Source organism: Croceicoccus sp. BE223 (assembly GCF_031457155.1).
GTDB lineage: Bacteria > Pseudomonadota > Alphaproteobacteria > Sphingomonadales > Sphingomonadaceae > Croceicoccus.
In genome coordinates, this window is record NZ_JAVDWB010000005.1 from 82,989 (window position 1) to 96,663 (window position 13,675).

The window sequence follows — 13,675 nt, forward strand, 5'->3', positions numbered from 1 at the left end:
GCCGGCAGATCAGAGCGTGGTTTCGACCTGCCCGCCCGCGACATCGTCGGTGACGTCCATGCCGAGTAGCATCTTGCCCACGGCGATCATGCTCATGTCGCCGTACCAGATCGACGCATCGCCGAGGTCCATGCGCATCAGCAGGAGTTTCGGATCGTCCTTGCCGCCGGGGAACCAGGCCTGGACCGTGTTGTCCCACTGCTTGTCGAGACGCTCGCGGCTGGTTTCCTCGCTCAGCACGCCGTGGAAGCGGGCGAAGACGTCGTGGCCCTTCGACGCGTAGGTGGCGGTCGCCGGACCCAGCTTTGCAAAGCGGTTGTCGCGGTAGGTGAAGAACCAGATGGCGCTGTTGGCGTCCTTGTCGAGCTGCGCCGTCATCGGTGCGGCGCTGTCGGGATCGGAGCCGAGCTGGAGCATGACGAAGGGCGACTTGCTCATCGCTTCCCAGAATTCGTGCTTCAGTTTCTCGGGATCGGGGTGTTTGTCGTAATTCATGGCGGGTCCTTTCGTGTGTCTGGTTAACGAGAGGAGGGAGGCGGGGTTCCATTCACGGCGAGGGGGCCGGCGCATTTCCACCGCGCGATGACGCTATGGGCTTGGACTCGATGGCGGGAACATAATAAGAACAAAGATCGTTCCCAAGGGACTTGCCAAAGTGATTCGATGACCATTCATGCCGCCCCCGATGCTGGCAGAGATGCCCCGCGTGTCGTGCCTTCGGGCGTTCCCGACGGGATGTTTCCCGCCGCCCGCCTCGCTCCCGCCCGCTGGCTGGGGGAGGATGGTGGCACGCCCGTGCCGTCCGGTTCCCCGGGTGCAAGGATCGACGAATGGCATCCCGGCTCGCCTTTCCGCGGGGCGGGCGACATCTTCGCCCCCGGTGCGGAGGCGACGGGCGCGGCGCTTGCCATCGCTTTGGCAGAGGGCAGCCCCCGCATCGGCCCGGGCCGCGACGTACCCCCGCCGTGCAGCGACGAGCGGCCCTTCCTGTGGGTGCAGGACGGGAAGGCGCTGAAAATGGGCGGAAGGCCCTATCTGCCCGGCCTGCCGCGCGACTTGCGCCATCGCTGCGTGCACGTGAAGACCAGGAACGCGGCAGAGGCGCTTTTCGCGCTGGAGGAAGGCATCCGCTGCCGCGACCTCGCCTTCGTGATCGGCGAGATCGCGGGCAACCCGCGGGAGATCGACTTTACCGCGACGCGCCGTCTGGTGCTGGCGGCAGAGCGTCACGGCGTGCCGCTGTGGCTGGTGCGGCTCGATGCGCGGCGCGACCTGGGCGCGGCGCGGATGCGGTGGGAAGCGGCTTCGGCCCCGTCCGCTCCGTCGTCATGGAACGCGCAGGCACCCGGGCTGCCGCGCTGGCGGGCGGAGCTTTTCCGGGCGCGCGGCACCCGGCCCGGCACATGGTGGATCAGCAGGCAGGAGGACGGTGATGGCCATGGCCGCATCGCCGCCGCCGCGGCGAGTGATGGCGATCTGGCTGGCGCAGCTGGCGATCAACCGCTGGCGGCGGCTGCGCCGGAACGCTGAGGACGCGCCGCTCCGCGAAGGGGAGGGCGAGGATGCCGTCCCCGTCGCGCTGATCCGCGAAACCGCGCATGGCCCGCGCATCGACGCGCTGAACCGCGCCGCGATCATGGCGGGCGTGCGCGAGGATGTGATGCTGGCCGATGCGCGCGCGGTCTGCCCTTCGCTCGTCGTCCATCCGGCGGATGCGGCGGGCGATCTCGCGTTCCTCGAAAAGATGGCGGTCTGGGCGCAGCGGTGGGGGCCGTGGAGCGCGATGGACATGCCCGACGGCCTGCTTGTCGACGTGACCGGCGCGGCCCACCTGTTCGGCGGCGAACAACGCCTGCTGGCCGATGCACAGGCGATGCTGGCGTCGCGCGGCCTTGCCGCCCGGCTCGCCATCGCGCCCACGGCTGGCGCGGCCTGGGCGCTGGCGCATCACGGCCCGGCCTGCGCCATCCTGCCGCCGGGCGAGGATATCGCCGAACGGTTGTCCGCACTGCCGATGGCGGCGCTGCGGCTTGATGACGATGTCCTTTTGGTCATGCGCCGGCTGGGGCTGAAGCGGCTGGGCGACCTGTCCGGCGTGGGGCGAGAGGCGCTGGTTCGCCGTTTCCGCAACCGTCGCACGCCTGCGGCCAACCCGCTGCTGCGCCACGACCAGCTTGTCGGGCTGGTCCCCGAACCGCTTTTGCCGGTCATCGCGGTGCCGCCGGCGATGGTCCAGCACCGTTTGATGGAGCCGATCCGCCACCTGCCGCTCCTGGAAGTGGTGCTGCGCGATCTGGCCGCGGCGCTGGTGCGCGAACTGGAAGGGCGGGGCCATGGCGCGCGGCGGGTCGATCTGGCCTGCTGGCGCGTCGACGGCGAAGTGACGATCCGCCGCCTGGAGCTTGCCGCCGCCACGCGCGATCCGGCGCACCTGTGCCGGCTGTTCTCCGAAAAGCTGCAGGGCCTGGAGGCCGGCTTCGGGTTCGAGATGGTCCGCCTCACCGCCAGCTGGGCCGAACCGCTCACCGCCGCGCAGGTCCGCCTGGGCGAGGCGGAGAACGAGCAGGGCACCAGCCTTGCTGCCTGCATCGACCGGCTGTCGACCCGGCTCGGCCCCGATGCGGTGCGCCGCGCCGTGCCCCATGCCAGCCACTTGCCCGAACGCGCCCAGCGCTGGCAGCCGCCGCTCGAACCGATGCCGCCAGCGCAGGAGGAGATGGTCTTTCACCACCGCCCGCTGAAGCTGCTGGACCGGGCCGAGCCGGTCGAGGTGCTCTACGCCACGCCCGACGGCCTGCCGCGCCGTTTTCGCTGGCGCGGCGCGCTGCACGAGGTGCTGCGGGCCGAAGGGCCGGAACGGATCGCGCCGGAATGGTGGCACGAACGCGGCACCACGCGGCTGCGCGACTATTACCGGATCGAGGACGGGGAAGGGCGGCGCTACTGGCTCTATCGTGCGGGCCTTGTGGGCGACGGGCGCGGCGGTTTGCCGCAATGGTTCCTGCACGGGCTTTTCGCCTGATTTCAAACGCGAAGAGGCGACAGGATTGCTCCTGCCGCCCCACACGGAGGCCGTCCGTGTCCCGCTGTCTGTGTCCCTGAAAGCCGTTCCCGATCACCGCCGCGTCGATTGGCGCAGAGGGTGCGATTTCGTGGATCGCCGGGGTTGCCGGTCTATATCGACAATATGGTTAACAGCCAAGCGCAAACCGCAGAAAACCGCGAGTTGTAGCGAAAGGGGACGGATCTTTCGGATCCGTCCCCACGTGCGCCGATCGATCAGGCCGGTTCGGCCTTTTCCTCACGAGCGTTGGAGGCACCAACCCCTTCGCCGAGAAAGTCGAGCAGGTCCTGCGTCAACCGGTCCTGCTGCGTCGCGAAGACCGCGTGCGGTTCGCCGTCGTATTCGATCAGCCTGGCACCGGGCACCTTCTTCGCCACCACATGACCCGTCGCCTCGATCGGCACGGTCTTGTCCGCGGTGCCGTGGATGACCAGCGACGGCACCTTCACATGGTCGAGGTCGGGGCGGAAATCGGTCGTCGCAAAGGCTTCCGCCGCTTGCAGAATGTTGCGCAAGCCCGCCTGCATGGCGGTGCGCCAGGCCCAGTGTAGCTGCTCGTCGCTGACCGGGTGCGACAGCATGCCGACGCCGTAGAAGTCCTTGAAGAAGCCGGTGAAGAACTTGCGGTGATCCTTCTTCATCGCGGCGGTCATGTCGTCGAAGGTCGCCTGCGGCACGCCATCCGGATTGTCGGGGCCCTTGAGCAGATAGCCGGCGACCGAACTGACGAAGACCGCCCGGCTGACGCTCTTGCCGCCGTGGCGCGACATGTAGCGCGCAATCTCGCCCCCGCCCATCGAGAAGCCGACGAGGGCAACGTCGGCCTGCAACTGCTTTGCCGCCATCACGTCGGCAAGGTCGTCCGCATACGTGTCGTAATCGTTGCCGCTGCCCGGCTGGTCGCTGCGGCCGAAGCCGCGCCGGTCGTAGGCTACGACGCGGTAGCCCGCATCGGCCAGCGCGTTCATCTGCGGATCCCAGCTGTCGGCGGAAAGCGGCCATCCGTGGATGAGGACGACGGGTCGGCCGTGTCGAGGCCCCCACTCCTTGGCATAGAGCCGGGTTCCGTCGCGAGTGTCGATCATGGTCATGGAAAATCTTTCCGGCCTTGGGCCCTTCGTTTCGGAAGACGCCGGTTGCGGCGCGAGATGACCCGATAACGCGCTGACCCACGATGGTTTCCATCCGATGCGACTGCCCGCATTGCTTGTTCGACCAGCTGATTCACAAAGGATATTGGCAATGATCCGATAAGAACATAGAAAGAACAAATGGCGGAAAAACCGATCCTCGACCGGCTCAAGATTCTCGCCGATGCGGCGAAGTATGATGCCTCCTGCGCGTCATCGGGCACGAGCAAGCGCGACAGCCGCGGCGGCAAGGGCATCGGATCGACCGAGGGGATGGGCATCTGCCATGCCTATGCGCCGGACGGGCGGTGCATTTCGCTGCTCAAGCTGCTGCTGACCAACCACTGCGTGTTCGATTGCCATTACTGCGTGAACCGCAAAAGTTCGAACGTCGAACGGGCGCGCTTCACGCCGCAGGAGGTCGCGGACCTGACGCTGACCTTCTACAAGCGCAACTATATCGAGGGGCTGTTTTTGTCCTCGGGCATCATCCGGTCGTCGGACCACACGATGGAGATGCTGGTCGAAACCGCGCGCATCCTGCGCGAGGAGCACGACTTTCGCGGCTACATCCACCTCAAGACCATTCCCGAGGCCGACCCGGAAATCGTCCACCGCGCCGGGCTCTATGCCGATCGCGTCTCGATCAACGTCGAACTGCCCACCGACGCCGGGCTGAACCGCCTCGCGCCCGACAAGAACGCGGGGCAGATCGACGGCGCGATGGCGGGCATGAAGACCGCCATCGTCGAGGCGAAGGACGCGAAGAAGCGGTTCCGCCACGCGCCGAAGTTCGCGCCCGCCGGGCAATCGACGCAGATGATCGTCGGCGCGGACAGCGCTAGCGATGCCGATATCGTGACCCGGGCCAGCTCGCTCTATGCCCGGCACCGGCTGCGCCGCGTGTATTACAGCGCGTTCAGCCCGATTCCCGATGCCAGCGCGGTGCTGCCGCTGAAGCGCCCGCCGCTGATCCGCGAACACCGGCTCTACCAGTCGGACTGGCTGATGCGCTTCTACGGCTTTGCCCCGCACGAGGTGGCGCAGGCGGCGGGGACGGACGGCATGCTGCCGCTCGACATCGATCCCAAGCTGGCCTGGGCGCTGAAATTCCGCGAAACCTTTCCCGTCGACGTGAACCGCGCGCCGAAGGAAGCGCTGCTGCGCGTGCCGGGGCTGGGCACGCGGGCGGTGGGGCAGATCCTTTCGGCGCGGCGGCACCGGCGGCTGCGGCTCGAGGACGTGGCGAAGCTGACGGTGTCGGTAAAGAAGGTGCAGCCGTTCATCGTGACTGCCGACTGGCGGCCGGTTCTGTTGACCGACCGGGCCGATCTGAAATCGCTCATCGCCCCGGCGAGCGCGGCGGCGGAGCAGCTGGAACTGTTCGCGGCATGACTGGCCAAAGTGCTCTAGGGCTCCAGCATGTCCGGCTCGGCACCTACTACGTCGTGCCTTTGGCCGCCTCGGACGATTTCGAGGAATGGCGCGACCATGCCCGTCGCCTGCTGATGGCCGACGTGCCGCCCGACCGCGTGGCCTGGACCGAGCCGGGAGGCAGCGCGGGCGACCTGTTCAGTCACGGCGATCGCCGTCTGCCGGTGCCCGGCAAGGACGCGCAACCGCCGCGCGTTTCCAAGCGGTTCATGGAGATTGCCAGGACTGTCCTGCTGAACTCTGATCCTGCACGCTTTTCCCTGCTTTACCGCGTGCTCTGGCGGCTCCAGGCCCAGAACGGTTCGATCGGGCCTCGGCTGATCGAGGATGCCGCCGATCCCGATGTGCGGGCGATGGCCGACATGGCGCGCGAGGTGCGGCGCGACATCCACAAGATGCGCGCCTTCGTCCGCTTTCGCGTGGTGGAGGAGGAAGACGGTAGCGAGCATTACGTCGCCTGGTTCGAACCGTTCCATCACATCCTGCGCCACAATGCGGGGTTCTTCACCCGCCGCTTCGCTAACATGCGCTGGTCGATCCTGACCCCGCGCGGCAGCCTGCACTGGGATGGCGAGACGCTGCGCGAGGGGCCGCCGGCCACCCGCGCCGATGCGCCCGGCGGCGATCCGGCAGAGGACCTGTGGCGCAGCTACTATGCCTCCATCTTCAATCCGGCCCGGCTCAAGATCGGCGCGATGCTGAAGGAAATGCCGCGCAAGTACTGGAAGAACATGCCCGAGGCGCAGCTCATCCCCGAACTGATCGCCGGGGCGCAGGCGCGAGAGGCGGCGATGGTGGCGAAGGGCGCGCTGGACATGGGCGAACGACCGCAGACGCTGGCCGCCATCGACAAGGCGATCCACGCCTGTGCCCGCTGCCCCATCGGCGAATTGCACAACACCGCGGTGATGGGCGAGGGGCCGCAGGATGCGGCGCAGGGGTTCTCGGGACTGATGATCGTCGGCGAACAGCCGGGCGACCAGGAGGACCTGCAGGGTCGGCCCTTCGTCGGTCCGGCGGGGCAGTTGCTCGACGTCCATCTGGCGCAGGCAGGGATCGACCGCGGCGCGGCCTATGTCACCAATGCAGTGAAGCACTTCAAGTATGTCCAGCGGGGCAAACGCCGGCTGCACCAGAACCCCAGTGCGAAGGAGATCGACGTCTGCCGCTGGTGGGTGGAGAGCGAACGCATGATCGTCCGGCCCAGGCTGGTGCTGGCGATGGGGGCGAGCGCGGCGCGCGGCCTGCTGGGCAGGACAGTGTCAATCAGCAAGGTGCGGGGCGAGCCCATTCCCCTCGAAGACGGTAGCGAACTGTGGGTCACCTCCCACCCGTCCTATCTCCTCCGGCTCGACGGCGCGGGTCGGGAGGAGCAGGAGCGGCTTTTCGCGCGCGACCTGGCCGCCGTTGCCGCGCGGCTTGCGCAGCTGGCGTGAGCCGCCGAGGTGATCCGTGCCAGAAGGACCGCTCACGCCCGAAAAGCGCCGGATCGATCTTGATCCGGACCTGATCGACGCGCCTTTGCGCGCGCCTTTCGTCGAACTCGGCCTCGTCTCCTGTTTCTCCTTCCTGCGCGGCGCGTCGGATGCGGTGGACCTGGTGCTCACGGCCCGGTCGCTGGGCTACGACGCCATCGGGATCGCCGACGCCAATACCTTCGCCGGCGTGGTGCGGGTCCATACCGAAGCGCAGACGCTGAAGCTGCGCCCGGTCATCGGCACCCGGATCGAGACGGTGGAGGGGCTGGCCTTCCTCGCCTATCCCACCGACCGCGCCGCCTATGGTCGCCTCTGCCGCCTGATCAGCCAGGGGCGGATGCAGACGCTGGACGGCGGGTGGCAAGACAAGGGCGTGTGCGACATCGACCTCGCCATGCTGGCCGCGCATGACGAGGGCGTGCACCTCATCCTGCTGCCGCCACGCGATCTCGATGCGCGTTTTTCGGTGAAGGTGCCGGGCAATGTCGTGCCGCTGGGCGGCGGAGAGGCGGAGCGGGTCGAGGCCTGCCTGCCTTTCCCCGACCTGCTGCCGCACCTGGTGCGCGACATTCCCGCGCTCGGCCATCTCGCGGCGAGCCATCTCTACACCGGTGACGACGTGGCGCGGATCGACCGGCTCGACGCGTTGGCCCGCGCGCACGGGCTGGCGCTGCTCGCCACCAACGACGTGCATTACCACGCGCCCGACCGCCGCCCGTTGCAGGACGTGATGACCGCAATCCGGCACAAGACGACAGTGGCCAAGGCCGGGCACCTGCTCCACGCCAATGCCGAACGGCATCTGAAACCGCCCGCCGAGATGTGCCGCCTCTTCGCCCGCTGGCCCCATGCGATCCGGGCCGCGCGCGAGGTCGCCGACGCCTGCCGCTTCAACCTGGAGGAACTGCGCTACGAATATCCGGAAGAGATCTACCCCGCCGGCCGTACCCCGCAGCAGCACCTGGAGGCGCTGACGTGGGAAGGCGCTAAATCACGCTATCCCAATGGCTTGCCGGACACTGTTTGCACGACGATCGAACGCGAGCTGGCGCTGATCGGCAAGCTGGACCTTGCCCGCTACTTCCTTACCATCAAGGACATCGTCGATTTCGCGCGGGGCGTCGATCCGCCGATCCTGTGCCAGGGGCGGGGCAGCGCGGCCAATTCGGCGGTGTGCTACTGCCTCGAGATCACCGCCGTAGATCCGGCCCAGCACGCCCTGCTGTTCGACCGCTTCATTTCCGAGGAGCGCAAGGAGCCGCCCGACATCGACGTCGATTTCGAACACGAACGGCGCGAGGAGGTGATCCAGCACATTTATCAACGCTATGGCCGCCACCGCGCCGGCCTGTGCGCCACGGTCATCCACTATCGACCGCGCATGGCGATCCGCGAGGTGGGCAAGGCGATGGGCCTGTCCGAGGATGCGACCGCCGCGCTGGCCGGCACCGTCTGGGGCGGGTGGGGACGCGAGATTGGGGAGCGGCACGCCGCCGAGACCGGCATGGACGTGACCGATCCACACCTCAGGCGCGTTCTCGCCATTACCCAGCAAATGATTGGCATGCCACGACATCTGTCGCAGCATGTCGGCGGATTCATCCTCACCGAAGGCGCGCTTACGGAAACCGTGCCGATCGGCAACGGCGCGATGCCGGACCGCAGTTTCATCGAGTGGGACAAGGACGATATCGAGGCGCTGGGCATCCTCAAGGTCGACGTGCTGGCGCTCGGCATGCTGACCTGCGTGCGCAAGTGCCTCGACCTCGTCGCCGATCACCACGGCCATCAAGGTGCCGATGGGCGCATGACGCTGGCCACCGTCCCGCGCGAGGATCCGGAAACGTACGCCATGCTCCGGCGCGGGGATTCGCTCGGCGTGTTCCAGGTGGAGAGCCGGGCGCAGATGAACATGCTGCCCCGCCTGCGCCCGCGCGAATTCTACGATCTCGTCATCCAGGTCGCCATCGTGCGCCCCGGTCCGATTCAGGGCGACATGGTACACCCCTATCTCAAGCGCCGGCGTGGCGCGGAGAAGGTGGAAATTCCCGCGCCCGGCCCCGATCACGGCCCGCCCGACGAGCTTTCCAGCATCCTTGGCCGCACGCTCGGCGTGCCGATCTTTCAGGAGCAGGCGATGAAGATCGCGCTGGATGCGGCGAAATTTTCCAGCGTGGAAGCGAACCGGCTGCGCAAGGCGATGGCGACCTTCCGCAGCCGGGGCATGGTCGACGAACTGCAGGACATGATGGTCGAGCGCATGGTCGCGCGGGGCTATGACCGCGACTTCGCGCAGCGCTGCTTCAACCAGATCCGGGGTTTTGGCGAATACGGCTTTCCCGAAAGCCACGCCGCCAGTTTCGCGCACCTCGTCTACGTGTCGAGCTGGCTGAAATGCCATTACCCGGCCGCCTTCGCCTGTGCCTTGCTCAACTCGCAGCCGATGGGGTTCTACGCCCCGGCGCAGATCGTGCGCGACGCGGTGGAGCACGGGGTCGAGGTGCGCGGCGCCGACGTCAACCACAGCGCATGGGATTGCACGCTGGAGCCGCTGCCGGGCGAGCGGGTGACGCTGCGCCTCGGTCTCAGGATGATCGACGGCTTGCCCGAACACGTTGCCGCCATGCTGATCGACGCGCGCGATGCCGGCGGACCCTTTGCCGACGTGACGCAGGTGCGCGAACGCAGCCGCATCCCCGCCGCCCATGTCGAGCGGCTTGCCAGCGCCGACGCCTTCGGTTCGCTCCGCCTGTCGCGCAGGCAGGCGCTGTGGGATGCGCGCAGCCTTGTCGCGGCCCCGCCGCTGCCGCTGTTCGACCACGCCAGAGCGCGGGACGAGGGGGCGGAGCGGGCGCCCGCGCGCCTGCCGTCGATGCCCCTGTCCGAGGAAGTCGTCGCCGATTACCAGACCACGCGCCTGTCGTTGAAGGCGCATCCGATGGCGTTCCTGCGCGCGCATCTGGCCGAACGCGGCTTCGTGCGGGCGGCGGACCTGCGCGGGCGCAAGTTCCGCTCGATGGTGCAGGTGTCGGGCGTGGTGCTGATCCGCCAGCGGCCCGGCAGCGCCAAGGGCGTGTGCTTCATCACGCTGGAGGACGAGACCGGGGTCATCAACCTCGTCGTCTGGCCGCACCTGAAGGAGAAATACCGCAAGGTCGTCATGGGCGCGCGGCTGATGGAGGTACGGGGCCGCGTCGAATACGACGACGAGGTGATCCACGTCATCGTCGCGCACATGGAGGATGCGACTCACCGGCTCGACATGCTGTCGGAAGACATGCTGCCGATGACCCTGGCCCGCGCCGATCACGTCGCCAGCCCGCTGCCGGGAAAGTTCAACCCGCGGGACAACCTGAGAGAAGGGGTGGACGATCCCTACGTTTCCGCCCCTGACGGGGCCCTGCCCGATCGGGGACAATCCGATCCATCGGTCCTCGGCCCGCTCGACCCGTGGGAGCCGCCGCCGTCGGGCAACCGCGAGTGCGGGTTCCAGGGCCGCCATCCGCGCGACGTGCGCGTGATACCCAAGGATCCGATCAGGCCGAAAGACGCGCGCAGGATACTTCCGAAGTCTCGCGACTTTCACTGACGATGCCTCGCTCCGCCCTCAAGTCGTTCGCCCCGCTTCCCGCCCGCGCCTTTCGCCTCGACTACTGGCTGGTCGCGCTCTTCGTGATCGGCGGCGCGGCGCTCTATGCGCTCGACTGGCTGGCCCGCCATCCCCAGCACGATCCGCGCGCACCGCTGGTCCTGCAACAGGCGGAGGGCTGGGCGACGCCGGGCAAGCTGGCGGCGCTGCGCGGCGATGCGCAGGCCTGCCGCGCGGTGCTCGAACGCTCCGGCGTGGCGTTCGACCGATTTGAGGCCGAGGGCGAGGGTGCATGCCTTCGCGCCGATCGCGTTCTGCCTGCCGCCGATGCCGTGCCCGGCCTTGCCTTCTCGCCCGCGCGGGCGGCGGCCACATGCGGGGTTCACGCGGGGCTCGCCTGGTGGCTCGACCACCGGGTGCAACCCGCCGCCGATGCCATCCTCGGCAGCGAAGTGGTCCGCATCGAACAGATCGGCACGGCCAGTTGCCGCTGGGTCAACAACGCCAGCGAAGGGCGCTGGAGCGAACACGCGACGGGTAACGCGATCGACATAGCCGGCTTCGTGCTGGCCGACGGGCGGCGCATATCGGTCCTGCGCGACTGGCAGGGCGACGAGGCAGAGGCGCGTTTCCTGCGCGCCGTGCGCGACGGGGCCTGCGACGTTTTCGGCACGACCCTTTCGCCGGACTACAACGCGCTCCACGCCGATCACCTTCACCTCGATCAGGCGCAACGCGGGATCGGCGGGTTCTGCCGCTGAAGCCGCCTCCTTGCATGCTCCTTGGCAGGGCCCATCGCATGGCCTAGACCGCAGGCTTACGGCACGGGAAGGGCAGGCATCCGATGGCATCGACGGCAGGAGGAACCCGCGCGGTTCTGGTGGAGAGCAGCCTCCTGCGGCAATTGACGGTCTTCCTCTTCTATTTCTGCCAGGGCATCCCGCTCGGCCTCTTTTACCTTGCCATTCCCGCCTACATGGCCGGGGCGGGGGCGACCCCCGGCGATATCGCCGCGGTGATCGGCATGACGTCGCTGCCGTGGTCGCTGAAGCTGGTGAACGGCTTCATCATGGATCGCTACACTTACCTGCCAATGGGGCGGCGGCGCATCTGGATCATCGGCGCGCAGGTAGTGATGATCGGCGGCATGCTGGCCGGAGCGTTGCTGGCCCCCGGCGGCACCGACGTCTTCCTCCTCTCGGCGCTGGCCTTCGTGATTTCCGCCGCGACGACGTTTCAGGATGTCGCCATCGACGGACTGGTCGTCGACATCATGACCGACGAGGAGCAGGCGCGATCGGGCGGGATCATGTTCGGGGCGCAGGCGCTGGGCATGGCGGCCTCGACGGCGGTGAACGGTTGGCTGATCCAGGGCCGCGGCATCGCCAGCGCCTATCTGCTGAGCGCGGCGGTGCTGGCGCTCGTCACCACCTACGTCGTCATCGTGCGCGAACGGCGCGGCGAAAAGCGCGTGCCGTGGAGCGCCGGGGTTGCCCATCCGCGCAATCTCGACATCCAGGTCGAGGCGTGGTGGCCGCTGATCCGGCAGAGCTTCAAGGCGATCCTCGGCATCTCCAGCCTCATGATCTTGCCCTACCTGCTGATGCGGGCGATGCCGGCCGGGGCGAACGAGGTGTATTATCCGATCCTCACCTCGACCGTTACCGGGTGGAGCACGTCCGATTACACCAACGTCAATTCCGCCGCGCAGCTCGCCTCGGCCCTATTCGGGCTGGTGCTGGGCGGATGGCTGATCGGCAGGATCGGCCCGCAGCGTTCGGTCGGGCTGCTGCTGCCGCTGTTCGTCGTCCTGCTGCTCGTCATCGGCCTTTCGCCCGGCCAGTGGGCGCAGTCCTCGTTCATGACCACGGTCATCTGGATCAACGAATTTCTCGGCATCCTGCTGGCCATCGCGCTGATCCCGATCGCGATGCAGCTCTGTTCGCCGGCCGTCGCGGCGACGCAGTTCACCATCTACATGGCGATCGCCAATTTCGGCCGACCGCTCGGCGCCTGGGTCGCCGCGAAGACGACGGGCGGCAGCGCGCCGGAAACGATGTTCTTCGTCATCGCCGCCGTCTTCGCGCTCGGCGCGGCGTTCATCTGGTTCATCCGCCTGCCGCCCAAGTCCCCGGCAGAGGAGGCGAAGGTCGAACACGACATCGCCCACGGTGCCGGAATGGCGCCCGTTGAAAACTGACCTCGCGTGGGGGTCTGGCGGTCAGACCGTTTCGAACGAGTAGCCCGCCGACCGCACGGTGCGGACCGGGTCGCTGGCTCCGTCGCTGGTGATGCCCTTGCGCAGGCGGCGGATATGCACGTCGACGGTGCGCAGTTCGATGTCGCTTTCGGTGCCCCAGACCGCATCGAGCAACTGGCCGCGGCTGAACACCCGGCCTGGGTGCTCCATGAAGAACTTGAGCAGGCGGAACTCTGTGGGCCCCAATTGCAGCGACTGGCCGCGGCGGGTGACGCGATGGCTGGTCACGTCGAGCGCGATGTCGCCCACTTCGAGCACTTCGCCCGCGAGCGCGGGGCGCACCCGGCGCAGCACGGCGGACACGCGGGCAATCAGTTCGCGCGGGGAAAACGGCTTGGTGACATAGTCGTCGGCACCGGTCTCGAGCCCGCGGATGCGATCGTCCTCGTTGCCGCGCGCGGTCAGCATGACGATGGGAACGTGTGCCGTCTCCTTGTCGCGGCGCAGCCGGCGGCAGATCTCGATGCCGCTGGTGCCCTCGACCATCCAGTCGAGGATGACGAGATCGGGTGCCTGTTCGGCGGCCAGCAGCAGCGCCTCGTCCCCGTCGGGGGTGGCGACGACCTCGTAGCCCTCGGCCTCGAACCGGTATTGCAACAGTTCGGCGAGGGCGGTGTCGTCTTCGACGAGGAGCAACCGGGGCGAGGGGCGGGGAGAGGGCAAGTTGAGCAGCCTTTCGTTTCGGATCAAGCCTGTCTGATCTTGCCTTCACACGCTCAA

At 67.8% G+C, this 13,675-nt stretch carries 10 protein-coding genes; 7 read left to right on the forward strand and 3 right to left on the reverse strand.

All coding sequences use genetic code 11. From position 1 onward, the window contains the following. Window positions 1-9: 9 nt before the first annotated feature. Window positions 10-495: a pyridoxamine 5'-phosphate oxidase family protein gene (locus J2X37_RS11340; protein WP_310021263.1), complete on the reverse strand. Its 486-nt coding sequence runs from the start codon at window positions 493-495 to the stop codon at window positions 10-12. A gap of 168 nt (window positions 496-663) precedes the next feature. On the opposite strand from J2X37_RS11340, the gene J2X37_RS11345 reads away from it, so the two are divergent. Both J2X37_RS11345 and J2X37_RS11350 read left to right on the forward strand, forming a co-directional pair. Continuing rightward, a complete protein-coding gene (locus J2X37_RS11345; protein WP_310021265.1) occupies window positions 664-1,530 on the forward strand; it encodes a hypothetical protein in 867 nt (288 codons plus the stop codon). Then, window positions 1,469-3,022 carry a DUF6504 family protein gene (locus tag J2X37_RS11350; RefSeq protein WP_310021267.1) on the forward strand — a complete coding sequence of 518 codons (1,554 nt, stop codon included), beginning with the start codon at window positions 1,469-1,471 and terminating at the stop codon, window positions 3,020-3,022. Before J2X37_RS11345 ends, J2X37_RS11350 begins: the two co-directional genes overlap by 62 nt. A gap of 257 nt (window positions 3,023-3,279) precedes the next feature. Here the strand turns inward: J2X37_RS11350 and J2X37_RS11355 are convergent, their stop codons facing one another. Continuing rightward, window positions 3,280-4,155, reverse strand: a complete 876-nt coding sequence (locus J2X37_RS11355) for an alpha/beta hydrolase (RefSeq protein WP_310021269.1) — start codon at window positions 4,153-4,155, stop codon at window positions 3,280-3,282. Between the two features lie 180 nt (window positions 4,156-4,335). On the opposite strand from J2X37_RS11355, the gene J2X37_RS11360 reads away from it, so the two are divergent. From J2X37_RS11360 to J2X37_RS11380, 5 genes are all read left to right on the forward strand, one after another. After that, window positions 4,336-5,589, forward strand: coding sequence for a putative DNA modification/repair radical SAM protein (locus tag J2X37_RS11360; RefSeq protein WP_310021271.1), 1,254 nt, complete (start codon window positions 4,336-4,338; stop codon window positions 5,587-5,589). Beyond that, complete coding sequence (locus J2X37_RS11365) at window positions 5,586-7,064, forward strand: UdgX family uracil-DNA binding protein (RefSeq protein WP_310021273.1); 1,479 nt, start codon at window positions 5,586-5,588, stop codon at window positions 7,062-7,064. The genes J2X37_RS11360 and J2X37_RS11365 overlap by 4 nt, the downstream gene beginning before the upstream one ends. Before the next feature lie 16 nt (window positions 7,065-7,080). Continuing rightward, a complete protein-coding gene (locus tag J2X37_RS11370; protein ID WP_310021275.1) occupies window positions 7,081-10,695 on the forward strand; it encodes an error-prone DNA polymerase in 3,615 nt (1,204 codons plus the stop codon). Between the two features lie 2 nt (window positions 10,696-10,697). Beyond that, window positions 10,698-11,456, forward strand: a complete 759-nt coding sequence (locus tag J2X37_RS11375) for an extensin family protein (protein WP_310021277.1) — start codon at window positions 10,698-10,700, stop codon at window positions 11,454-11,456. A gap of 83 nt (window positions 11,457-11,539) precedes the next feature. Next, window positions 11,540-12,895, forward strand: coding sequence for an MFS transporter (locus J2X37_RS11380; protein WP_310021279.1), 1,356 nt, complete (start codon window positions 11,540-11,542; stop codon window positions 12,893-12,895). Between the two features lie 21 nt (window positions 12,896-12,916). On the opposite strand, the gene phoB is transcribed toward J2X37_RS11380, so the two are convergent. Beyond that, complete coding sequence (gene phoB / locus J2X37_RS11385) at window positions 12,917-13,645, reverse strand: phosphate regulon transcriptional regulator PhoB (protein WP_310021281.1); 729 nt, start codon at window positions 13,643-13,645, stop codon at window positions 12,917-12,919. Between the last annotated feature and the right edge of the window lie 30 nt (window positions 13,646-13,675).